The organism is Bacillus cereus group sp. MS39, assembly GCF_040448665.1.
In the GTDB taxonomy this organism is placed as follows: Bacteria; Bacillota; Bacilli; order Bacillales; family Bacillaceae_G; genus Bacillus_A; species Bacillus_A wiedmannii.
Window position 1 is genome coordinate 1,576,404 of the sequence record NZ_CP123058.1, and the last position, 23,227, is coordinate 1,599,630.

Sequence of the window (23,227 nt, forward strand, 5' to 3'; positions counted from 1 at the left end):
TGATGAGTATGAGCAATCGAAAAGTTCCGTTACGAAAATGTGTTGCAACGCAAGAAATGAAATCAAAACGAGAGCTCGTTCGCATTGTTCGTTCCAAAGAGGGAGAAGTGTCCATTGATTTAACTGGAAAGAAATCAGGACGAGGTGCTTATTTATCAAAAGATAAAGAAAGTATTCTTCAAGCCCAAAAGAAAAATGTTTTGGAACATCATCTAAAAGCGAAAATCGACGGTTCTCTATACGAAGAGCTTCTTGAGCTTGTTGAGAAGGAGTCGAAATAAGTGTCCGATTGGAAATCGTTTTTAGGACTAGCAAACCGGGCTCGGAAAATTATTTCGGGTGAAGAACTTGTTTTAAAAGAAGTACGAAGTGGCAAAGCAAAACTTGTATTGCTATCTGAAGATGCGTCAGCAAATACTACAAAACGCATCACGGATAAAGCGACGTATTACAACGTACCAATGAGAAAGGTCGAAAATCGACAACAATTAGGGCATGCGATTGGGAGAGACGAGCGAGTCGTTGTAGCTGTGTTAGATGAGGGCTTTGCGAAAAAGCTGCGTAGCATGCTCGATACAAATTACCGGGGGTGAAGGTATGAGTAAAATTCGAGTGCATGAATATGCAAAACAACATAATATCTCAAGTAAAGATCTTATGACAAAACTAAAAGAAATGAATATCGAGGTTTCGAATCATATGACAATGTTAGAAGATGAAGTAGTAAATAAATTAGATAATGCGTATCAAACTGAAAAACCTTCTGTTGCAGATGAGTTTGAAGTAGAAGAAAAAGTTGTTCGTAGTAAAAAGAACAGCAATAAGAAAAAGAAAAAAGGCAAGGGAAATGAAGACAAACGTCAAGATAACTTTGCTGGAAGACAACAAACACAAACTGTAGAAACACCAGATAAAGTTACTTTCTCTGGAAGTCTTACAGTAGGTGAGCTTGCTAAAAAATTAAGCAAAGAGCCGTCTGAAATTATTAAGAAGCTCTTTATGCTTGGAATTATGGCAACAATTAACCAAGACTTAGATAAAGATACAATTGAGTTAATTGCTACTGATTATGGTATTGAAGTAGAAGAAGAAGTAGTTGTAAGTGAAACTGAATTTGAAACATTCATCGATGAGCAAGATGATGAAGAGAACTTAAAAGAGCGTCCAGCTGTAGTTACAATTATGGGGCACGTTGACCATGGTAAAACAACTTTACTTGACTCTATCCGTAATTCAAAAGTAACTGCAGGCGAAGCAGGTGGAATTACTCAGCATATTGGTGCATACCAAGTTGAAGTAAATGACAAGAAGATTACATTCTTAGATACGCCTGGTCACGCGGCATTTACAACGATGCGTGCTCGTGGTGCGCAAGTAACGGATATTACAATCCTTGTTGTTGCAGCTGATGACGGTGTTATGCCACAAACAGTTGAAGCAATTAGCCATGCGAAAGCAGCTGGAGTACCAATTATTGTAGCTGTGAATAAAATGGATAAACCAGCGGCAAATCCTGATCGTGTAATGCAAGAATTAACAGAATATGAATTAGTTCCAGAAGCTTGGGGCGGAGATACAATTTTCGTACCAATTTCTGCAATTCAAGGTGAAGGAATTGACAACTTATTAGAAATGATTCTTCTTGTAAGTGAAGTAGAAGAATATAAAGCAAATCCAAACCGCTATGCAACTGGTACTGTAATCGAAGCACAGCTTGATAAAGGTAAAGGAACTATCGCGACATTACTTGTTCAAAACGGTACACTTCGAGTTGGAGATCCAATCGTTGTTGGTACTTCATTCGGACGTGTTCGTGCAATGGTAAGTGATATTGGTCGTCGTGTAAAAGTTGCTGGTCCATCAACTCCTGTTGAAATTACAGGTTTAAACGAAGTACCACAAGCGGGAGATCGTTTCATGGCATTCGCTGATGAGAAGAAAGCTCGTCAAATCGGTGAATCACGTGCACAAGAAGCGTTACTTGCTCAGCGTGGTGAAAAATCTAAATTAAGCCTTGAAGATTTATTCCAACAAATCCAAGAAGGCGATGTAAAAGAAATTAACTTAATTGTGAAAGCAGACGTACAAGGTTCTGTAGAAGCAATGGCAGCGTCACTTCGTAAAATTGATGTTGAAGGTGTTAAAGTTAAAATTATCCATACAGGCGTAGGTGCGATTACAGAATCTGATGTTATTTTAGCTTCTGCATCTAATGCAATTGTAATTGGATTTAACGTACGCCCTGATGTGAATGCGAAGCGTACAGCTGAATTAGAGAATGTTGATGTTCGTTTACACCGTATTATCTATAAAGTAATCGAAGAAATCGAATCAGCAATGCAAGGTATGCTGGATCCAGAATTCGAAGAAAAAGTAATCGGTCAAGCGGAAGTACGCCAAACATTCAAAGTAACAAAAGTTGGAACAATCGCAGGTTGTTACGTAATTGACGGTAAAATTACACGTGATAGTGGCGTGCGTATTATCCGTGATGGCGTAGTAATTTTCGAAGGACAACTTGATACGTTAAAACGTTTCAAAGATGACGTAAAAGAAGTTGCACAAAACTATGAGTGTGGTATTACAATTGAGAGATATAATGATCTTAAAGAAGGGGACATCATTGAAGCGTACATTATGGAAGAAGTGAAGCGATGATTATCGCTTCACTCTCATTCGAGTGTATGATTTACGATGTGCATTCTTTAAAAGAGAAACGAGCAATTTTGCAACGGGTGCTAACTCGTGTGAAGCAGCGTTATAATGTAGCTGTTTCAGAAGTAGGGCATCAAGATGTATGGCAACGTACAGAAATTGCAATTGTTTCTGTATCCTCTAATCGTGTTATTTGTGAAAAAGAAATGAATCGTGTACTCGAGTACATCGATTCATTTCCTGAAATTGAACGTACAATAACACAATTGGAATGGTATTGAATGAGGTGAAGAGTTATGAAATTACGTGCAAACCGTGTAGGCGAGCAAATGAAAAAAGAATTAGGCGACATCATCAGTCGTAAAATTAAAGATCCACGTGTTGGATTTGTTACAGTAACAGATGTACAAGTGAGTGGAGATTTACAAATTGCTACAGTATATATTTCTGTTTTAGGTGATGAGGAACAGAAAGAAAGTACATTAAAAGGTTTAGCGAAGGCAAAAGGTTTCATTCGTTCAGAAATTGGCCAGCGCATTCGTCTTCGTAAAACACCGGAAATTTCCTTTGAGTTTGATGAGTCTATCGGATATGGTCATCGAATTGATACACTTTTACATCAAATTAATAAAGACGGTAAACGTGAAGAATAATGGATAGACATTTGTCTATCCATTTTTTCAATGCAAAATTAATTTTGGATAATTACTATGAAAGAATTATGATGAGGTGAACATATATGGAAGGTGTAGTATTATTACATAAGCCAAAAGGCATGACATCACATGATTGTGTATTTAAATTAAGAAAGATATTGCGTGAGAAACGAATTGGTCATACAGGAACATTAGATCCAGATGTAACAGGAGTATTACCTATTTGTGTAGGACGAGCAACGAAGATTGCACAATTTTTAACAAGTGAGACGAAAACATATGAAGGTGAAGTAACACTTGGATTTTCAACGACAACTGAAGATGCTTCTGGTGAAGTTGTTGAAAGGAAAAATGTAGATCGTGTTATTACTCGTAAGGAAGTAGAAGGGGCTCTTGCTGCATTAACAGGTACGATTGAACAAATGCCTCCTATGTTTTCAGCTGTAAAAGTTAACGGAAAAAAATTATATGAATATGCAAGAGCAGGACAAGAAGTTGAACGTCCAGTTCGTACAATTACAATTCATGAATTTGTATTACTAGATGACCGTGAAGTGTTTGAGGGGGAAACTATTTCATTCCGTTTCCGTGTAACGTGTAGTAAAGGGACATATGTAAGAACGTTAGCAGTAATGATTGGTGAAAAACTTGGTTTCCCATCACATATGTCTCACCTTGTAAGAACAGCTTCTGGTGAATTTTTATTAGAAGATTGCATATCATTTGAAGAAATTGAAGAAAACGTGCAAAATGGAACAGTAGAGTCTATCTTCATTTCAATTGATGAAGCATTAAGTAAGTTTCCGAAAATGGTTGTAGATGAAAAGCAAGCAGAGAAAATAAAGAATGGTATGTTCTTAAAAAATGAATTGCAAATAACGGCGCCATTTATAACAGTGTTTGATACAAATAATCGCTGCCTTGCAATTTATGAGCACCATCCAAAACACCCTGGTATGCTAAAGCCGATGAAAGTACTTGTGAATAATCAAGAACTAAAGCTATAATGAATTATTGGAAGGATTATTACAGAAAAAGGTGAATTCAAGCGTGAAACTTATTCATTTAACTCATCCACATGAACAAAATAAATTAGAATTACCACCTACTGTAATGGCATTAGGATTTTTTGATGGCATTCATTTAGGACATCAATGTGTGATTCGAACTGCGAAACAAATAGCTGATGAACGAGGATATAAAAGTGCAGTTATGACATTTTATCCGCACCCATCTGTTGTTTTAGGAAAAAAGGAAGCGCATGCGGAGTATATTACACCAATGTGTGATAAAGAAAAAATAGTCGAAAACTTAGGGATCGATATATTATATGTTATTAAATTTGATGAATCGTTTGCAGGCTTATTGCCACAACAATTTGTAGATGATTATATTATTGGTTTGAATGTAAAGCATGTAGTAGCAGGGTTTGATTATTCATATGGACGTTTAGGAAAAGGAAAGATGGAGACTTTACCATTTCATGCAAGAGGGGAGTTTACACAGACTGTGATTGAAAAAGTTGAATTTCAAGAAGAGAAAGTAAGTTCTACAGCATTACGAAAGTTAATTCGAAATGGCGAAATGGAACAAATTCCATCTATTTTAGGTAGAGCATATACAGTAGGGGGAACGGTTGTACACGGTGATAAGCGTGGACGTCAAATTGGTTTTCCCACAGCTAATATAGGTTTAAGTGATGAGTATCTATTACCACCTGTAGGTGTTTATGCAGTGAGATTAAAAGTTCACGATGAATGGTACGATGGTGTATGTAATATTGGATATAAACCAACATTTAAAGAAGATGAGCGTCAATTATCTATTGAAGTGCACTTATTTGAATTTAACAAAGACATATATGATCAAAATGTTACAGTAGAGTGGCATATGCGTATAAGAGAAGAAAAGAAATTCAATGGCATCGATGAGTTAGTTGAACAAATTGCAAAAGATAAGAAAACAGCACAAGAATATTTTGCGAACGAAAAGAATATACTTGCTTTTTCAAATGAAAAGTAGTATTCTATGTTATGTACTTTATGACAACCATTGCTTGGCATTGCGACTCACCGACGCTTGCTAGGTAATTGGGGGTTTAATTAATAGGAGGTGAAATAGGATGGCTTTAACACAAGAGCGTAAAAATGAAATCATTGCACAATTTAGAACTCATGAGACTGATACTGGTTCTCCAGAGGTTCAAATTGCTGTCCTAACGGAGCAAATTAACACTCTAAACGAGCACTTACGTACTCACAAGAAAGATCATCATTCACGTCGTGGTCTATTAAAGATGGTTGGTAAACGTCGTAACTTACTAACTTACCTTCGTAATAGCGATATCACACGTTACCGTGAATTAATCACAAAGCTTGGCTTACGTCGATAGTCAAAGAAGCGGGAATATTCCCGCTTTTTTGTTAGGTAAAAATATATCTTCTACCCTTTATAGCTTACTTCATTTTCGGTAATACTAGAGGTAGAATATTGTGATATACTATCCATTTACATAGAAGAATTGAATACTTTAAATTGAGAGGGGTACTTAAATGAGTCAAGAAAAGCAAGTCTTCTCGATAGATTTAGCTGGTCGCCAGCTAACAGTTGAAACAAGTCAGCTTGCGAAGCAAGCGAACGGAGCAGTATTAGTAAGATATGGCGATACAGCGGTTCTATCTACAGCAACTGCATCAAAAGAACCAAAAAATGTAGATTTCTTCCCACTTACAGTAAACTATGAAGAGCGTTTATATGCAGTCGGAAAAATTCCTGGCGGTTTCATTAAACGTGAAGGTCGTCCGAGTGAAAAAGCAATTTTGGCAAGTCGTTTAATCGACCGTCCAATTCGTCCGCTTTTCGCAGATGGTTTCCGTAACGAAGTACAAGTTGTGAGCATTGTAATGAGTGTTGATCAAGATTGTTCTTCTGAAATGGCAGCTATGCTAGGTTCTTCATTAGCGTTATCGATTTCAGATATTCCATTTGAAGGTCCAATCGCGGGCGCAACAGTTGGTCGTATTAACGGCGAATTCGTTATTAATCCAACAGTAGAACAGCAAGAACAAAGTGATATTCACCTTGTTGTAGCTGGTACGAAAGATGCAATTAACATGGTTGAAGCAGGAGCAGATCAAGTGCCTGAAGAAACAATGTTAGAAGCAATTATGTTTGGACATGACGAAATTAAACGTCTAATTGCATTCCAAGAAGAGATTGTACAAGCTGTAGGTAAAGAGAAAACAGAAGTGAAACTTTATGAAGTTGACGCTGATCTTAATCAAGCTGTACGTGAAATGTCTGAGAAGGATATGCATTCTGCAATTCAAGTACATGAGAAACATGCACGTGAAGATGCAATTAACGAAGTGAAAAAGCGTGTAATTGAGCATTACGAAGCGCAGGAAGCTGACGCTGATACATTAGGACAAGTAAGTGAGATTTTATATAAAATTGTAAAAGAAGAAGTACGTCGTCTTATTACAGTTGAAAAAATCCGCCCAGATGGCCGTAAAGGTGACGAAATTCGTCCATTAGCATCAGAGGTTGGTATTTTATCTCGTACACACGGTTCTGGTTTATTCACACGTGGACAAACACAAGCATTAAGTATTTGTACATTAGGTGCATTAGGCGATGTACAAATTTTAGATGGTCTTGGTGTAGAAGAATCAAAACGCTTTATGCACCATTACAATTTCCCATCATTTAGTGTTGGTGAAACAAGACCGATGCGTGGACCAGGTCGTCGTGAAATTGGTCACGGTGCACTAGGAGAACGTGCTCTTGAGCCTGTAATTCCATCTGAAAAAGATTTCCCATATACAGTACGTCTTGTATCTGAAGTTTTAGAATCAAATGGTTCTACTTCACAAGCAAGTATTTGTGGTAGTACTTTAGCAATGATGGATGCTGGTGTTCCACTTAAAGCTCCAGTTGCAGGTATTGCAATGGGTCTAGTTAAAACTGGTGAGCATTACACAATTTTATCTGATATTCAAGGTATGGAAGATCATTTAGGTGATATGGACTTTAAAGTAGCAGGTACAGCAAAAGGTGTAACTGCACTGCAAATGGACATTAAAATCGATGGTCTATCTCGTGAAATTTTAGAAGAGGCATTACAACAAGCGAAAGTTGGTCGTGTGCACATTCTAAATCATATGTTATCTGTTATTGCAGAGCCACGTACTGAATTATCAGCTTACGCTCCAAAGATTATTACAATGACAATTAACCCAGATAAAATCCGTGACGTTATTGGGCCGAGCGGTAAACAAATCAATAAAATTATTGAAGAAACTGGCGTTAAAATTGACATCGAGCAAGATGGTACAGTATTCATTTCTTCGATAAATCAAGAAATGAATGACAAAGCTAAGAAAATTATCGAAGATATCGTTCGCGAAGTACAAGTAGGTGAAATCTACGAAGGAAAAGTGAAACGTGTTGAGAAATTCGGTGCTTTCGTTGAATTATTCAGCGGTAAAGATGGATTAGTTCACATTTCAGAACTTGCACTTGAGCGTGTAGGTAAAGTAGAAGACGTTGTGAAGATCGGTGATGTAATTACAGTTAAAGTTATCGAGATTGACAAGCAAGGTCGTGTGAATCTATCTAGAAAAGTATTGCTAAAAGAAGAGCAAGAAAAAGAAGCTGCTAAAGAAGAAAACAAACAAGAGCAGCAATAAGTAAAAGCCAGTTAAACTGGCTTTTTTTGTTATGTAAAAAATATGATTTATATATATTTTTATGTCAGTATAGGTATAGTTTTCATTATAACGCTCAAATTAACAAAGATAAGAAGAAAAAAGGTTTTTATATAGTTAATGGGAGGGTTTATATGAAAGCTCGTATATTGGCATACATATGTATATTCTTTTTATATGTCAGTGTAGGCTCTTATTCCGTTTTTGCACAGGATAATTTGTATGAAGAAATTCAAAAACATGCAAAACAATATGAGATTGCACCTCAAAATGCGATGGTTGATAAAATATGGAAAGCAACACCAGGATATAATGGAAGAAAAGTTGATATCGAAGCATCTTATAATAATATGAGGAAACTAAAGAAATTTGATCAAAAATATCTGGAATTCAAGGAAGTATCACCGAGTGTCCACTTAGAAGGTTTATCACCAGCTCCAATTTATAGGGGACATCCAAATAAAAAGATGGTGGGATTAACAATAAATGTGGCGTGGGGAAACGAGTATTTGCCTCGTATATTAGAAATATTGAAAAAACATGATGTGAAAGCGACTTTCTTTTTAGAAGGACGTTGGGTGAAGGAAAATTTGCGATTTGCAAAAATGATTGTTGATGCAAATCAAGAAGTCGGAAATCATTCTTACACACACCCTAATATGAAAACGCTATCTTCTGATGAAATCCGAGATCAGTTACAAAAAACAAATCGAATGATCGAAGCAGCTACGAATCAAAAGGTAAGATGGTTTGCTCCGCCGAGTGGAAGTTTTCGGGATGAAGTCGTGAAAATTGCAGATGATTTCCAAATGGGAACGATTATGTGGACTGTAGATACAATTGATTGGAAGCGACCTGAACCAGAGGTACTATTGCAGAGAGTGATGACAAAAATACATCCAGGTGCTATCGTATTAATGCATCCAACTTCATCTACAGCAGAAGCATTAGATACAATGATTACAAAATTGAAGGAACAAGGATATAAAGTAGGGAATATAACAGAATTACTGGATGAAAAACGTGTGGATTAAATACATTTGCATGACATTCATCCTTAAACTTGTTATCATTAAATAATAGCAATTAATTAGAGAAACTGGCAGTAGGAGGAAAGTTTTTGATTAAAAAATATACTTGTAAAAATGGTGTAAGAATCGTTATGGAGAATATACCAACAGTAAGATCGGTTGCAATTGGTATTTGGATTCATGCGGGATCAAGAAATGAAAATGAAAAAAATAACGGGGTTTCCCACTTTTTAGAGCATATGTTCTTTAAAGGAACGGAAACACGTAGTGCACGCGAAATTGCAGAATCATTTGATAGCATTGGTGGGCAAGTGAATGCTTTTACTTCAAAAGAATACACTTGTTACTATGCAAAAGTGCTAGATGAGCATGCTAAATATGCTTTAGATGTATTAGCAGATATGTTCTTTAATTCAACATTTGATGAGGAAGAACTGAAAAAAGAGAAGAATGTCGTATGTGAAGAAATTAAAATGTACGAAGATGCTCCAGATGATATTGTGCATGATATGTTAACGAAAGCAACATATGAAACGCATCCACTTGGATATCCTATTTTAGGAACAGAAGAAACGCTTGATACGTTTACAGGTGATACGCTACGCCAATATATCAAGGATCATTACACACCTGAAAATGTCGTTGTTTCAGTTGCAGGAAATATTGATGAAGCCTTCTTGCAAACGGTAGAGCAATATTTCGGTAGTTATGAAGGAACAACAAACCGTGAACAAGTACATAGCCCAATTTTCCATTTTAATAAGGTAGCACGTAAAAAGGAAACAGAACAAGCTCATTTATGTTTAGGATATAAAGGCTTACAAATGGGACACGAAGATATTTATAACTTAATTGTATTAAATAACGTTTTAGGCGGTAGTATGAGTAGCCGTTTATTCCAAGAAGTACGTGAGCAACGCGGGTTAGCCTATTCAGTATTTTCTTACCATTCTTCTTATGAAGATACAGGTATGTTAACGCTGTATGGTGGAACAGGTAGCCAACAATTAGATACACTGTATGAAACAATGCAAGAAACATTAGAAACATTGAAAAATACAGGTATTACAGAAAAAGAGCTTATTAATAGTAAAGAGCAATTAAAAGGAAACTTAATGTTAAGTTTAGAAAGTACGAATAGCCGTATGAGCCGTAATGGTAAAAATGAGTTGCTACTTCGTAAGCATCGTTCACTTGATGAGATTATTGAAAGTGTAAACACAGTAACAAAAGAAAATGTTGATGAGTTAATTCGTAACATGTTTACAGATGAATTCTCTGCAGCATTAATTAGTCCAGATGGAAAACTTCCAAAAGGAATAAAACTATAATTGCTTTATATGAAGTATGTAAAAATAACCGTATCTCTTTTAAAAGAGATACGGTTATTTTTTTTTGATATACAGAATAGGTACTAATTATGGATAACTTAAATTCATAATTCGGTAGGGGGAGATTGTATGCGATTAAGTGAATTAAGTGGCAAAGAGATTGTAAATTTAGAAAGAGCAGAAAAAATGGGAGTTTTAGGTTATGTGGATTTAGAGATTGATGAGAAGGATGGCCAAATACAGGCTCTTATCATACCGGCTGGGAAATGGGGAGGTTTTAAAAAGGAACCACAAGAAGTAAGAGTCACGTGGAGCCAAATTAAGAAAGTAGGGCACGATATGATCCTTTGTGATATTACGGATCATTCAAATTCGAAGTGAAAGGTGGCCATTTTGGTCATCTTTTTTTTGTTCATTCTCTTCTGAGTAAAAGCTCACATGAATCGAGCGTTTACCGGAAATCAATTTCCCGTATAATGTCCTCTCATATGTCGAATGTTGAGATGGAGGTCTAACTGCATACAAATAGCGGGATAAATCATACATGCTTTCGTTTTTCAATCACCTAAAACTCGTACATTACATATGATGTGGAGGAAAAAGAAAAAGTAGGCACTTTTCTTATAAATGACAGAAAAAGAAGGTGAATTAGGGAATGTTGACTGAGATGCATATTGCTGTCATAGGAGGAGATGCAAGACAGCTAGAAGTAATTCGCAAGCTAGTTGAATTGGATGCGAAACTTTCATTGATAGGGTTTGATCAGTTAGATCATGGCTTCACAGGGGCAGCAAAAGAAAGTATACAAAATTTAGATTTCACTTCTGTAGATGCAATTATTTTGCCAGTTGCAGGTACAAATGCCAAGGGAGAAGTAGATACTATTTTTTCAAACGAAAAAGTTTCTATAACGAAAGAACAAATTGAAAATACACCAGAACATTTTACTATATATTCAGGTATTGGTACGCCTTACTTGGAAAATCTCGTATCTACTACAAACCGCAAACTTGTTAAATTATTTGATCGTGATGATGTGGCAATCTACAATTCTATTCCAACTGTAGAAGGTACATTAATGATGGTAATTCAACATACCGACTATACAATTCATGGTTCCAATGTAATGGTTTTAGGATTTGGTAGAACAGGGATGAGTGTTGCCAGAGCATTTCAATCATTAGGAGCCCATGTCAAAGTTGGAGCAAGACGATCGGAACATATTGCACGTATTACAGAAATGATGTTTTCTCCTTTTCATATGCAAAATATTGAGAAAGAAGTAGGAAATATCGATATTGTCATTAATACAATTCCGCATCTCGTCGTGACAGCGAATGTTATTTCGAAAATGCCGGCTCATACGTTAGTAATTGATTTAGCTTCTAAACCAGGCGGTACCGACTTTAGATATGCGGAAAAAAGAGGAGTCAAAGCGCTGTTAGCACCTGGATTACCAGGTATTGTTGCTCCAAAAACAGCAGGACAAATTTTAGCGAACGTTCTTTCTCAGTTACTAGCAGAAGACGTAATAGCAAGAAAGGAGAATGGGGAATGAATTTAAAAGGGAAAAGAATAGGGTTTGGTTTTACTGGTTCACATTGTACGTACGAAGAAGTAATGCCTCATTTAGAAAAATTAATTGCTGAGGGAGCAGAAGTACGCCCCGTTGTTTCTTACACTGTTCAATCAACAAATACGAGATTTGGAGAAGGAGCAGAGTGGATTAAAAAGATTGAAGAAGTAACAGGATTTAAAGCGATTAATTCAATCGTTGGCGCAGAACCACTAGGACCTAAAATTCCACTAGATTGTATGGTAATTGCACCACTAACAGGAAATTCTATGAGTAAATTTGCAAATGCAATGACAGACTCTCCAGTACTAATGGCAGCGAAAGCGACGTTAAGAAATGGCAAGCCTGTCGTATTGGCTGTTTCGACGAATGATGCTTTAGGGCTGAATGGAGTAAATCTCATGCGCCTAATGGCTACAAAAAACATCTACTTCGTCCCATTCGGTCAAGATGCACCAGAGAAAAAACCGAACTCGATGGTAGCTCGTATGGAGCTGCTTGAAGATACAGTATTAGAAGCGCTGCAAGGGAAGCAATTGCAACCGGTTGTCGTAGAAAAATTCAGATATATGAATTAAAAAACGAAAAAAAACGGACAATTTTTGATGAAACCATCATTCTTACTGTAGAATATGATAAAATTAACGTTATTAAGATTAGAAGGGGTATTGTATACTCCTTCTAATTCTAAGTTATAGAAGGATTGGTATCTAGAAAGGGGCATAGTGATGGAAAAGCAAAAAACTTTTCATGTCGCTGTAGTTGGAGCAACCGGCGCAGTTGGTGAACAAATGTTAAATACTTTAGAGAAACGAGAATTTCCAATCGGGAAGTTAACGTTACTTTCATCTAAACGATCTGCAGGTAAGAAACTTGTATTTAAAGGCGAAGAATTTACAGTTCAAGAGGCAACTCCTGAAAGTTTTGAAGGAGTAGATATCGCACTATTTAGTGCTGGTGGATCTGTATCAAAACAATTAGCGCCAGAAGCAGCAAAACGCGGTGCGATTGTTGTTGATAATACAAGTGCATTCCGTATGACAGAAAACGTGCCACTTGTTGTACCTGAAGTAAATGAAAACGACTTAAAAGAACATAATGGTATTATTGCAAATCCAAACTGTTCTACAATTCAAATGGTAGTAGCTCTTGAGCCAGTTCGTCAGCAATATGGTTTAAAACGAGTAATCGTTTCCACATATCAAGCTGTATCAGGTGCTGGTGCGGCAGCGATTGAAGAACTTCATGAACAATCACAAGCAATTTTAAATGGTGAAGAAGTAAAGGCGAATGTTTTACCTGTATCAGGTGATAAGAAACATTTCCAAATTGCTTTCAACGCGATTCCACAGATTGATAAATTCCAAGATAATGGATTTACGTTTGAAGAAATGAAAATGATTAATGAAACGAAAAAAATTATGCATATGCCTGAATTAGAAGTAGCGGCAACATGTGTACGTTTACCAGTTGTATCAGGTCACTCTGAGTCTGTTTACATCGAAGTAGAAAAAGAAGGTGTAACAGTAGAAGAATTCAAGAGCTTACTTGCAAATGCGGAAGGTATCGTTCTGCAAGATAATCCAGAAGAGCAGTTATATCCAATGCCAGCTACTGCAGTAGGTAAAAACGAAGTATTCGTTGGAAGAATCCGTAAAGATTTAAATAACGATAAAGGATTCCATCTTTGGGTCGTATCTGATAACTTATTAAAAGGCGCTGCATGGAATTCTGTTCAAATTGCAGAGCGCTTAGTAAAATTACAATTAGTGTAAACGGCTAAGAGAAGGTGCAAAATATGAAAATTATTGTTCAAAAATTTGGTGGCACATCCGTACGTGATGAAAATGGACGTAAGCATGCGCTTCATCATATAAAAAAATCGCTAGATGCGGGTTATAAAGTAGTTACTGTCGTATCTGCTATGGGCCGTAAAGGTGAACCATATGCAACTGATACTTTGTTAAGTCTTGTAAATCAAGAGGAATCTCGCATTTCTAATCGTGAGCAAGATTTATTATTATCATGCGGAGAATTAATCTCAGCAATCGTCTTCTCTAACATGTTAAATGAGAACGGTATAAAAGCAGCGGCATTAAATGGTGCACAAGCTGGTTTTGTAACAAATGAGGATTTTACGAATGCTAAGATTATTGAAATGAATTGCGATCGTGTACATGAAGAATTAGAAAATGTAGATGTAATCGTAGTTACAGGATTCCAAGGACAAACGAAAAAAGGTGATACGACAACACTTGGACGCGGAGGTAGCGATACTTCAGCTTCAGCGTTAGGTGTTGCGCTTCATGCTGAATACATCGATATCTTCACAGATGTAGAAGGTGTTATGACTGCGGATCCTCGCATTGTAAAAGATGCACGTCATCTTCAAACGGTAACGTACAATGAAATTTGTAACATGGCATATCAAGGTGCAAAAGTTGTTCATCCACGTGCAGTGGAAATTGCGATGCATGCAAAAGTACCACTTCGTGTACGTTCTACGTATTCTGATAGTGAAGGTACGCTTATTTCAGCATCGGACGGTGCTACAAAAGGCCGTGATGTAGAAGAACGGCCTGTTACAGGTATCGCTCATGTGTCAAATGTGACGCAAATTAAAGTGCTTGCAAAAGAAACAGCATATGATTTGCAACAGCATGTGTTTAAAGAAATGGCGAATGAAGGAATCAGTGTCGATTTAATTAATATTTCACCTACCGGGGTAGCTTATACGGTGAGTGATAGTGTATCAAGTCGTGCAGTTGAATTATTAAAAAACCTTGGATATGAGCCAATTGTGACAGAACATTGTGCAAAAGTATCTATTGTAGGAGCTGGAATGGCAGGATACCCAGGGGTTACTGCGAAAATCGTTACAGCTTTAGCGGAAAAAGGTATTCAAATTCTGCAATCGGCAGATAGCCATACAACAATTTGGGTTCTTGTAAAAGAAACTGATTTAGTGGAGGCTGTAAATGCATTACATAGTGCGTTTGAGCTTTCAAAAGAAAAGCAACTGGAACAATAAGGAGTGAGACCATGATAGATTTTGGGACAATTGCAACCGCGATGGTAACTCCGTTTGATAAAAACGGAAATATCGATTTTGCGAAGACAACGAAATTGGTAAATTATTTAATAGATAACGGTACAACAGCAATCGTGGTAGGAGGAACGACAGGAGAATCTCCTACATTAACTTCAGAAGAAAAAGTAGCGTTATATCGCCATGTCGTATCTGTTGTCGATAAAAGGGTGCCCGTAATCGCTGGAACAGGTAGTAATAATACGCATGCTTCTATTGACTTAACTAAAAAGGCAACAGAGGTTGGTGTTGATGCAGTAATGCTAGTAGCACCGTATTATAACAAACCGAGTCAAGAAGGAATGTATCAGCATTTTAAAGCAATTGCTGAAAGCACGCCGCTTCCGGTTATGCTATATAACGTTCCAGGACGATCTATTGTACAAATCTCCGTTGATACAGTTGTTCGTTTATCAGAAATAGAAAACATTGTTGCGATTAAAGATGCAGGCGGCGATGTGTTAACAATGACAGAAATCATTGAAAAAACAGCGGACGACTTTGCGGTATACAGCGGTGATGATGGTTTAACGTTACCAGCTATGGCAGTTGGAGCGAAAGGTATCGTTTCTGTAGCATCTCATGTTATCGGAAATGAAATGCAAGAAATGATTGCAGCATTCCAAGCAGGAGAATTTAAAAAGGCGCAAAAATTACATCAATTACTTGTAAGAGTAACGGATTCATTATTTATGGCGCCAAGCCCAACGCCAGTAAAAACAGCGTTACAAATGGTTGGATTAGATGTAGGCTCTGTACGTTTACCACTTCTTCCATTAACAGAAGAAGAAAGAGTAACGTTACAATCTGTTATGCAATCTATCCCTCGTTAATAAAAAATGACCTAGTATAGAACTAGGTCATTTTTTTATGGTATGAAAATCTTTGCCGCTCTTTTTTACCTACCATATTACTCCATGTGTTTGATCGCTTTTTCATTATGTATTGCAACATATACAAGAAAATAATTGTACCCCCTTTAAATGAATCAAAAAAACATAGTTATTATAGAATAAACATTTGTATAAAAGTAATAAACTATCGATTCTATTTTTCAGAGGAATTGCCTCAAATGTGATGTGATTCATAAAAAAGCTTTATTTTATAAGTTTTTTTGTTTGATTCTAGAAGAATAAGTCATGAAAATCCATATTATGAAATAAATTTAGTGTATTTATGGCTATTTCTTCAAAAAATTATGGAGTACAAAATCGAAGCAAATATAAAGGAAATACGTTCGATACTTTTGTTGTAATTCCGTTCTTTTACTTTCTCTTTCGCACGATTTAACTTGTGTTCTATTTCTTGTATCAGGTATAATATGGCTAAGTAGCTTAGTACGGGTATGCTTAGCAAAATTGGTAAAAATTATAATTTGATTACATTTTCATATCATATCGAATAAGATATTTGATTTATATAATGAAAGAGAGGTGAAACCTGGTTTAAAAAATAAATAAGGACATGATATCGCATAACGGTAAGGACATTCGTCTTGGACGGTGAATATATGGTGGTTGTAGAGTTTCCCCTGGTGTCTCTGCAATTTTAGTGAAATCAGTGTTTGAAAGATTTTTAAACCAGGCAACAACATGAAGAGAAAAGAGAATGAGTCTGTTAAAGTATTTGCTCTTGGTGGAGTAGGTGAAATCGGGAAAAACATGTACTGTGTTGAAATTGATTCTGAAATCTTTATTGTAGATGCAGGATTAATGTTCCCAGGAGATGAAATGTTTGGAATTGATATTGTTATTCCTGATATTACATATTTAGTGGAAAATCAAGAGCGAGTAAAAGGTTTATTTATTACTCACGGTCATGAAGATCATATTGGAGGTATTGTTTACGTACTTCGTAAATTATCTATTCCAGTGTATGCAACGAAATTAACGGTAGGACTTATACAAGAAAAACTTGGCGAAGCGGGTATGTTAGGCCGTGTAGACTTAAAAACGATCGATTCAAATTCAACAGTAGAGTTTAATACTACAACGGTGTCATTCTTTGGAACGACACATAGTATTCCAGATTCTGTTGGTGTTTGTTTCCATACATCAAAAGGTGCTATCGTATACACGGGAGACTTTAAATTCGATCAAACTCCAATTGGAAATAGTGGGGCAGACCTTGGGAAAATGGCACAAATCGGAAATGAAGGCGTACTGTGCTTATTATCTGATAGTACAAATGCTGAGCGTCCAGGTTATACAGGTTCTGAAAAAGAAGTTGGTGTAGAAATTTCTAAAGTGTTCTACGGCGCAGAAGGACGTATTATTGTTGCTTCATTTGCATCGAATGTACATCGCATTCAACAAGTATTTGATGCAGCTGCTGAAACAGGACGAAAAGTAGCGGTTGTAGGTCGTAGCATGGTGAAAGTGGTAGATATCGCAAGACGTCTTGGTTATTTAGATGTTCCAGAAGGTATGGTTATTTCACTACAAGAAGTAGACAATTTCCCAGAGAAAAAGGTAGCTATTTTAACGACAGGTAGCCAAGGTGAACCGATGGCAGCCCTTTCTAGAATGGCGAAGCAAGCTCATAAACAAATTTCAATTCGTAAAGGCGATACGGTTATTATTGCGGCTTCTCCAATTCCGGGTAATGAAATATCTGTATCGAAAATTATTGACTTGTTATTCAGAGCTGGAGCTGATGTTATTTATTACGGTGAAAGAAAAGTTCACGTTTCAGGTCACGGTAGCCAAGAAGAATTAAAATTAATGTTAAATTTAATGAAACCTAAGTATTTTGTACCCGTACATGGTGAGTTCCGTATGCAAAAAGCACATGCATATTTAGCTGAAGATGTAGGTATTGCAAGAGAGAATATCTTTATCGTAGAAAAAGGCGATGTAATTGCTTTTGGTGAAGATGAAGCAAACTTAGTTGGCAAAGTACAAGCTGGTAATGTGTTAATTGATGGATTAGGTGTAGGTGACGTTGGTAATATCGTTCTTCGAGATAGAAAAATGTTATCTCAAGATGGAATATTAGTAGTTGTTGTAACACTTGGTAAAGATGAAAAGAAAATTATCTCTGGTCCAGAAATCATTTCACGTGGTTTTGTGTATGTTCGTGAATCAGAAGCGTTAATTGACCGCTCTACAGAGATTGTACGTATGATTGTTGAGCAATCGATTAAAGAGTATTCAATTGAATGGTCTATGTTAAAACAAAATATTCGTGAATTATTAGGGCAGTTCTTGTACGAAGAGACAAAGAGAAAACCTATGATTTTACCGATTATTATGGAAGTATAAAAAAGATCACCTTTACGGGTGATCTTTTTTTCTTTTTAAACTCTATCGAATGAAATTTATAACTTAAGAAATAATAGTTATATACGAGTGAAAGGGGATGCGATATGACAGAACGTGATCGTTATACAAATGAAGGGAAAGAGGCTGAGCCGAAAGAAACTGGGAAAGAAGCCTCGATAGTGGAAAAAATTCAACAGCTAGGGCAAACGAATGTACCACAAATGAATGAATCGAGTATTCATTGTTTAACAATCATTGGACAGGTGGAAGGGCATGTTCAGTTGCCGCCGCAAAATAAAACAACAAAATATGAGCATATTATTCCGCAAATTGTTGCGATAGAACAAAATCCGAAAATTGAAGGTTTGCTTTTAATATTAAACACGGTCGGAGGTGACGTTGAAGCAGGGTTAGCAATTTCTGAGATGGTAGCTTCGCTTTCAAAGCCAACGGTATCACTTGTTCTGGGCGGAGGGCATTCTATCGGTGTACCAATCGCCGTCTCTACGGATTATTCATTTATTGCGGAAACTGCGACGATGACAATTCATCCCATTCGTCTAACAGGTCTTGTTATAGGTGTGCCGCAAACATTTGAGTATTTAGATAAAATGCAAGAAAGAGTCATTCGATTTGTGACGAAGCATTCGAAAGTAACCGAAGATCGTTTTAAAGAACTTATGTTTGCGAAAGGGAATTTGACGCGAGATATTGGGACGAATGTAATTGGTGGCGATGCAGTGAAATATGGTCTTATAGATGATGTCGGTGGTATTGGGAATGCGATTCGAAAACTGAATGAATTAATAGATGCTCGCATGGATGATAGTGCAGAAGGGACAATGTTACAATGATTTTATACACAATTATGCCAGAGCAACTTGTATATCCAGCTGATTATTCGCAATGTGAAAGCCAAAAAGTTGTAAATATAAACGGTGTTGAATTAATGGTTTCTGAAGAAGAACATGGGTGTTATTCTATTGTACGTGTGTTAAGTACAGATCCGCTACACTACTTAGAGTTTGAGCCCGGCCAGAAAATAACCTTTTAGCAAAAAGCAGGATTTTGTTTAGAAGCTATGGTATAATATAAAAAACAAGACGGTTGAGCAGCCATGAGAGGGCTGCTTTCTTCTGTTTATTTAACAATTTACAAGAAGTGTAAAAATAGAAGATATAAGACCTGAAAAAATAGAGAAAACAGACATATAAGTAGTGCTTTTTTAAGGAAGCCCTACTTACATGTAGAACACGAGGTGAAGAAATGGCAAAACAAAAGCAAAGAGGGACGAAGGCAAAAGCAAGACGCACGATAAAGCCAACTTTGTATTATGAAATCGTAGGTTTAACTCTTTTTGCACTTTCAATCATTACGATTTTACAGCTAGGTGTTGTAGGGAAATCGTTTGTGTTATTTTTTCGCTTCTTCTTTGGTGAGTGGTACATAATTGGTGTGTTAGGTGTAATAGCTTTATCGGTTTCGTTTGTTATCAAACGTGGATGGCCGAACCTTTTAAATAAACGGTTAATTGGTTTTTATTTAATAGTATTGGCGATATTAATGTTTAGTCATATTACATTATTTAACCTTCTTACGAAAGATGGAGCAGTGCAAAATACTTCTGTTATTGTGAGTACGAAAGATAACTTCTTTCTTGAAATGAAAAAGGGGCCGGATAGCGTTCATTTAGGCGGTGGTATGTTTGGGGCGCTTATGTTCGCGACGTGTTACTTTTTATTTGACGAAGTAGGAGCTTATATCATTGGTATTATTTTAGTGATTCTCGGCATACTGTGTATAACAAATAAGCATATTGGAGAAGTACTTGCCCCTGTAGGAAGAATCCTTAGAAGTCAATTTGAAGTAATGCAAGGGGATTATAAAGATTGGAGATCCAAAAGGACGGCTGAACAAACAGAAAAGAAAAAAACAACGAGAAGCACAAGGAGCAAACGTGCTGCAGAACAAGAAGAGATTATTGAGCCGATGGAAGAAATCTCAATTGATCCTCCAATTATTTCGAATTTCACTGAGAATTATCCTGTAAATGAAGAAGAGAATAAACGAATTAGCGAAGAACAGGAAGCAGAGTTAATAACTTCACCGTCTATTGAAGAGGCTCCGCCTGTTGAAGAATCTAAGAAAAAGCGTGGAGAAAAGATTGTGGAATCTTTAGAGGCGGAAACAAGTGCCCCGCCAATGCAATTTTCAAATGTAGAAAATAAAGATTACAAGCTTCCTGCACTTGATATATTGAAATTTCCTAAGAATAAGCAAGTTACAAATGAAAATGCAGAAATTTATGAGAATGCTCGTAAATTAGAACGTACATTCCAAAGTTTTGGAGTGAAAGCGAAAGTAACAAAAGTACATAGAGGTCCTGCAGTTACAAAATATGAAGTGTATCCTGATATGGGAGTAAAGGTAAGCAAAATCGTTAGTTTAAGTGATGATTTAGCACTTGCTTTAGCTGCGAAAGACATTCGTATTGAAGCACCTATTCCCGGGAAATCAGCTGTAGGGATTGAAGTTCCGAACTCAGAAGTATCTATGGTAACGCTAAGAGAAGTTCTTGATTCTAAGGCTAATAATCATCCGGAAGAGAAGTTGTTAATTGGTCTTGGACGAGATATTACAGGTGAAGCTGTATTAGCCCGTTTAAATAAAATGCCCCATTTACTAGTAGCTGGTGCGACAGGTAGCGGGAAAAGTGTATGTATTAATGGTATTATTGTTAGTATTTTAATGCGTGCAAAACCACATGAAGTAAAATTAATGATGATTGATCCGAAAATGGTAGAGTTAAATGTATATAACGGCGTTCCGCATTTATTAACACCGGTTGTAACTGATCCGAAAAAAGCATCACAAGCTTTGAAAAAAGTCGTGAGTGAAATGGAACGACGTTATGAATTATTTGCTCATAGTGGCACGCGTAACATTGAAGGATATAATGATCATATTAAAGAACATAATAGTCAATCAGAAGCGAAACAACCGGAATTACCTTATATTGTAGTAATAGTGGACGAGTTAGCCGATTTAATGATGGTTGCTTCATCAGATGTAGAGGATGCGATTATGCGTTTAGCACAAATGGCTCGTGCGGCTGGTATTCATTTAATTATTGCGACGCAGCGTCCATCGGTTGATGTTATTACGGGAGTTATTAAAGCGAATATTCCATCACGTATTGCATTCGCGGTATCTTCTCAAACGGACTCTCGTACAATTCTTGACGGTGGTGGTGCAGAGAAACTGCTAGGTCGTGGAGATATGCTGTTTATACCAATTGGTGCATCGAAGCCTGTACGTGTACAAGGTGCATTTTTATCCGATGATGAAGTTGAGAGAGTTGTAGAGTATGTTATTGGTCAGCAAAAAGCGCAATATCAAGAAGATATGATTCCACAAGATGTTCCTGATACGAAGCAGGAAGTAGAAGATGAATTATATGATGAAGCAGTTCAGCTTGTAGTGGAAATGCAAACAGCATCTGTTTCTATGTTGCAACGTAGGTTTAGAGTAGGTTATACGCGAGCTGCCCGTTTAATTGATGCAATGGAAATGAATGGTGTAGTAGGTCCGTATGAAGGTAGTAAACCACGAGAAGTGCTCATTAATGATGTACAAGAAAAAAGTTCATAAAAAAAGCCTAATTGTTTTTACAATTAGGCTTTTTTATATGCTAGTTTTGTTATATACTATATTCAGTGATAAAGAAAGGGCTTACATCTAAAGCGATTCTTTAGAATACGAATACTTTGATTATGTTTTTAATGAATGTTCGATATTTAATGTAGAAAAATGTTGAATTTTGTTGACACGTATGGGAGCAAGTGGTAAGATTACTTCGAAAAGAATCACTGCCTCATATAATCTTGGAGATAAGGTCCATAAGTTTCTACCCGGCAACCATGAATTGCTGGACTATGAGGGGAAAAGTGTGTAACAAAGGATGTAAGAGATCTTTGTGCCGAACTTTTTCTCGAAATGAGGAATGTTTATGGTGCGAAGTTTTTTTTATGCAGTAAAGAGTGAAAATTTCATCTTGAAAAATTATTAATATTTATTCGACAATTAAGCTTATTTTTAGTATTTAGCAATTTTTATTATGTTGTAAGTTGAAAAAAGAGAAAAGAAGTCTTACATCAGAGGTCGAATAATTGAAATGCGGGGGAGTCTTATGTCAGTAAAATCCGATAGTCGTCACCTATATTTACGGGTGATTGATCACATCAAAGAAAAAATTAAAGATGGAGCTTACAAAGAAAGACAGAAGTTACCATCAGAGTTTGATTTAGCGAAAGAACTTGGTGTAAGTAGGGCGACTTTAAGGGAAGCGCTGCGTATTTTAGAAGAAGAAAATGTTGTCATTCGTAGACATGGTGTAGGAACATTTGTAAATGCAAAGCCGTTATTTTCTTCTGGGATTGAACAACTTTCTAGTATTACAGATATGATTTCTAGTGTGGGGAAAACACCAGGAACTATCTTTTTATCATCATCTACAACAAGTTTAACAGAAGAGGAAAAAGAGAAGTTTAATAGTGAAGACGGTTTTAATGCGGTAATGATTGAGCGTGTGCGTACAGCAGATGGGGAACCTGTTGTATATTGTATCGATAAACTTGCAAAAGAAATCTTGCCAGATTTATCAGGATACAACGAAGAATCGTTACTTACAGTGATACATAACAATACGCACAAACGTATCACATACGCAGTTGCTCACATTGAGCCAATTGGCTATCATCCGAAAATCTCACCGATTTTAGAATGTGAACCGGAAACGGCACTGCTAGTTTTAAAACAAATGCACTATGATCAAAATGATGAGCCAATCTTATATTCTATCAATTACTTTAGAGCTGATAAGTTTAGCTTCCACGTATTAAGAAGTAGGTAAGTTCCA

At 36.6% G+C, this 23,227-nt stretch carries 22 protein-coding genes and 1 riboswitch; all 22 genes read left to right on the plus strand.

What is annotated here, in order from left to right; genetic code table 11:
- Positions 1-8 precede the first annotated feature (8 nt).
- The 22 genes from QEP67_RS08325 to QEP67_RS08430 all read left to right on the plus strand — a co-directional run bounded on the left by QEP67_RS08325 (position 9) and on the right by QEP67_RS08430 (position 23,221).
- On the plus strand, positions 9-281 hold the full coding sequence (locus QEP67_RS08325; RefSeq protein ID WP_000071127.1) for a YlxR family protein: 273 nt from the start codon (positions 9-11) through the stop codon (positions 279-281).
- Positions 282-593, plus strand: a complete 312-nt coding sequence (locus QEP67_RS08330) for a YlxQ family RNA-binding protein (RefSeq protein WP_001286521.1) — start codon at positions 282-284, stop codon at positions 591-593.
- A gap of 4 nt (positions 594-597) precedes the next feature.
- Positions 598-2,658, plus strand: coding sequence for a translation initiation factor IF-2 (gene infB / locus QEP67_RS08335; RefSeq protein ID WP_000036353.1), 2,061 nt, complete (start codon positions 598-600; stop codon positions 2,656-2,658).
- The gene (locus tag QEP67_RS08340) at positions 2,655-2,936 is read left to right on the plus strand and encodes a DUF503 family protein (RefSeq protein WP_000582364.1); all 282 of its coding nucleotides are present in this window, start codon (positions 2,655-2,657) and stop codon (positions 2,934-2,936) included. Before infB ends, QEP67_RS08340 begins: the two co-directional genes overlap by 4 nt.
- A 15-nt stretch (positions 2,937-2,951) precedes the next feature.
- Positions 2,952-3,308, plus strand: a complete 357-nt coding sequence (rbfA, locus tag QEP67_RS08345; protein ID WP_000776445.1) for a 30S ribosome-binding factor RbfA — start codon at positions 2,952-2,954, stop codon at positions 3,306-3,308.
- An 86-nt stretch (positions 3,309-3,394) separates the two neighbouring features.
- Positions 3,395-4,318, plus strand: a complete 924-nt coding sequence (gene truB / locus QEP67_RS08350; RefSeq protein WP_000399336.1) for a tRNA pseudouridine(55) synthase TruB — start codon at positions 3,395-3,397, stop codon at positions 4,316-4,318.
- A gap of 43 nt (positions 4,319-4,361) precedes the next feature.
- Complete coding sequence (gene ribF / locus QEP67_RS08355) at positions 4,362-5,333, plus strand: bifunctional riboflavin kinase/FAD synthetase (RefSeq protein ID WP_000766715.1); 972 nt, start codon at positions 4,362-4,364, stop codon at positions 5,331-5,333.
- Positions 5,334-5,433: 100 nt separating this feature from the next.
- Positions 5,434-5,703: a 30S ribosomal protein S15 gene (gene rpsO / locus QEP67_RS08360; protein WP_001229392.1), complete on the plus strand. Its 270-nt coding sequence runs from the start codon at positions 5,434-5,436 to the stop codon at positions 5,701-5,703.
- Positions 5,704-5,863: 160 nt separating this feature from the next.
- Complete coding sequence (gene pnp, locus QEP67_RS08365; protein WP_000076761.1) at positions 5,864-8,002, plus strand: polyribonucleotide nucleotidyltransferase; 2,139 nt, start codon at positions 5,864-5,866, stop codon at positions 8,000-8,002.
- Positions 8,003-8,154: 152 nt separating this feature from the next.
- Entirely contained in the window at positions 8,155-9,054 is a 900-nt protein-coding gene (locus QEP67_RS08370; RefSeq protein WP_000647536.1) for a polysaccharide deacetylase family protein, read from the plus strand.
- Between the two features lie 86 nt (positions 9,055-9,140).
- A complete protein-coding gene (locus QEP67_RS08375) occupies positions 9,141-10,382 on the plus strand; it encodes a pitrilysin family protein (protein ID WP_000593006.1) in 1,242 nt (413 codons plus the stop codon).
- 129 nt (positions 10,383-10,511) lie between these two features.
- Entirely contained in the window at positions 10,512-10,763 is a 252-nt protein-coding gene (locus QEP67_RS08380; RefSeq protein WP_001239751.1) for a YlmC/YmxH family sporulation protein, read from the plus strand.
- A gap of 274 nt (positions 10,764-11,037) precedes the next feature.
- Positions 11,038-11,940, plus strand: a complete 903-nt coding sequence (dpaA, locus tag QEP67_RS08385) for a dipicolinic acid synthetase subunit A (protein ID WP_000954740.1) — start codon at positions 11,038-11,040, stop codon at positions 11,938-11,940.
- Entirely contained in the window at positions 11,937-12,536 is a 600-nt protein-coding gene (gene dpaB / locus QEP67_RS08390) for a dipicolinate synthase subunit B (RefSeq protein WP_001049480.1), read from the plus strand. The genes dpaA and dpaB overlap by 4 nt, the downstream gene beginning before the upstream one ends.
- Before the next feature lie 150 nt (positions 12,537-12,686).
- Positions 12,687-13,733, plus strand: coding sequence for an aspartate-semialdehyde dehydrogenase (gene asd, locus QEP67_RS08395; RefSeq protein WP_000414854.1), 1,047 nt, complete (start codon positions 12,687-12,689; stop codon positions 13,731-13,733).
- Positions 13,734-13,756: 23 nt separating this feature from the next.
- A complete protein-coding gene (gene dapG / locus QEP67_RS08400) occupies positions 13,757-14,989 on the plus strand; it encodes an aspartate kinase (RefSeq protein ID WP_000692480.1) in 1,233 nt (410 codons plus the stop codon).
- Between the two features lie 11 nt (positions 14,990-15,000).
- Positions 15,001-15,879: a 4-hydroxy-tetrahydrodipicolinate synthase gene (gene dapA / locus QEP67_RS08405; RefSeq protein ID WP_000564777.1), complete on the plus strand. Its 879-nt coding sequence runs from the start codon at positions 15,001-15,003 to the stop codon at positions 15,877-15,879.
- A 759-nt stretch (positions 15,880-16,638) separates the two neighbouring features.
- The gene (locus QEP67_RS08410; RefSeq protein ID WP_000823081.1) at positions 16,639-18,309 is read left to right on the plus strand and encodes a ribonuclease J; all 1,671 of its coding nucleotides are present in this window, start codon (positions 16,639-16,641) and stop codon (positions 18,307-18,309) included.
- Positions 18,310-18,413: 104 nt separating this feature from the next.
- Positions 18,414-19,163: a translocation-enhancing protein TepA gene (gene tepA / locus QEP67_RS08415; RefSeq protein WP_000139828.1), complete on the plus strand. Its 750-nt coding sequence runs from the start codon at positions 18,414-18,416 to the stop codon at positions 19,161-19,163.
- A complete protein-coding gene (locus tag QEP67_RS08420) occupies positions 19,160-19,363 on the plus strand; it encodes a YlzJ-like family protein (RefSeq protein WP_000605020.1) in 204 nt (67 codons plus the stop codon). Before tepA ends, QEP67_RS08420 begins: the two co-directional genes overlap by 4 nt.
- Before the next feature lie 212 nt (positions 19,364-19,575).
- Positions 19,576-21,960, plus strand: a complete 2,385-nt coding sequence (locus tag QEP67_RS08425; protein ID WP_001118773.1) for a DNA translocase FtsK — start codon at positions 19,576-19,578, stop codon at positions 21,958-21,960.
- Between the two features lie 203 nt (positions 21,961-22,163).
- Positions 22,164-22,265, plus strand: a riboswitch (purine riboswitch).
- Between the two features lie 233 nt (positions 22,266-22,498).
- Entirely contained in the window at positions 22,499-23,221 is a 723-nt protein-coding gene (locus QEP67_RS08430; RefSeq protein ID WP_000114177.1) for a GntR family transcriptional regulator, read from the plus strand.
- The last annotated feature ends 6 nt before the right edge of the window (positions 23,222-23,227 follow it).

What these genes read in the sequence shown, in the direction of transcription:
- QEP67_RS08410 (WP_000823081.1), top strand. Translation starts at nt 16,639, where the DNA reads ATGAAGAGAAAAGAGAATGAGTCTGTTAAAGTATTTGCTCTTGGTGGA.
- QEP67_RS08370 (WP_000647536.1), top strand. Translation starts at nt 8,155, where the DNA reads ATGAAAGCTCGTATATTGGCATACATATGTATATTCTTTTTATATGTC.
- QEP67_RS08325 (WP_000071127.1), top strand. Translation starts at nt 9, where the DNA reads ATGAGCAATCGAAAAGTTCCGTTACGAAAATGTGTTGCAACGCAAGAA.
- QEP67_RS08430 (WP_000114177.1), top strand. Translation starts at nt 22,499, where the DNA reads ATGTCAGTAAAATCCGATAGTCGTCACCTATATTTACGGGTGATTGAT.
- rpsO (WP_001229392.1), top strand. Translation starts at nt 5,434, where the DNA reads ATGGCTTTAACACAAGAGCGTAAAAATGAAATCATTGCACAATTTAGA.
- dpaB (WP_001049480.1), top strand. Translation starts at nt 11,937, where the DNA reads ATGAATTTAAAAGGGAAAAGAATAGGGTTTGGTTTTACTGGTTCACAT.
- truB (WP_000399336.1), top strand. Translation starts at nt 3,395, where the DNA reads ATGGAAGGTGTAGTATTATTACATAAGCCAAAAGGCATGACATCACAT.
- infB (WP_000036353.1), top strand. Translation starts at nt 598, where the DNA reads ATGAGTAAAATTCGAGTGCATGAATATGCAAAACAACATAATATCTCA.
- QEP67_RS08420 (WP_000605020.1), top strand. Translation starts at nt 19,160, where the DNA reads ATGATTTTATACACAATTATGCCAGAGCAACTTGTATATCCAGCTGAT.
- QEP67_RS08340 (WP_000582364.1), top strand. Translation starts at nt 2,655, where the DNA reads ATGATTATCGCTTCACTCTCATTCGAGTGTATGATTTACGATGTGCAT.
- QEP67_RS08425 (WP_001118773.1), top strand. Translation starts at nt 19,576, where the DNA reads ATGGCAAAACAAAAGCAAAGAGGGACGAAGGCAAAAGCAAGACGCACG.
- QEP67_RS08380 (WP_001239751.1), top strand. Translation starts at nt 10,512, where the DNA reads ATGCGATTAAGTGAATTAAGTGGCAAAGAGATTGTAAATTTAGAAAGA.
- tepA (WP_000139828.1), top strand. Translation starts at nt 18,414, where the DNA reads ATGACAGAACGTGATCGTTATACAAATGAAGGGAAAGAGGCTGAGCCG.
- dapA (WP_000564777.1), top strand. Translation starts at nt 15,001, where the DNA reads ATGATAGATTTTGGGACAATTGCAACCGCGATGGTAACTCCGTTTGAT.
- dpaA (WP_000954740.1), top strand. Translation starts at nt 11,038, where the DNA reads ATGTTGACTGAGATGCATATTGCTGTCATAGGAGGAGATGCAAGACAG.
- rbfA (WP_000776445.1), top strand. Translation starts at nt 2,952, where the DNA reads ATGAAATTACGTGCAAACCGTGTAGGCGAGCAAATGAAAAAAGAATTA.
- asd (WP_000414854.1), top strand. Translation starts at nt 12,687, where the DNA reads ATGGAAAAGCAAAAAACTTTTCATGTCGCTGTAGTTGGAGCAACCGGC.
- pnp (WP_000076761.1), top strand. Translation starts at nt 5,864, where the DNA reads ATGAGTCAAGAAAAGCAAGTCTTCTCGATAGATTTAGCTGGTCGCCAG.
- dapG (WP_000692480.1), top strand. Translation starts at nt 13,757, where the DNA reads ATGAAAATTATTGTTCAAAAATTTGGTGGCACATCCGTACGTGATGAA.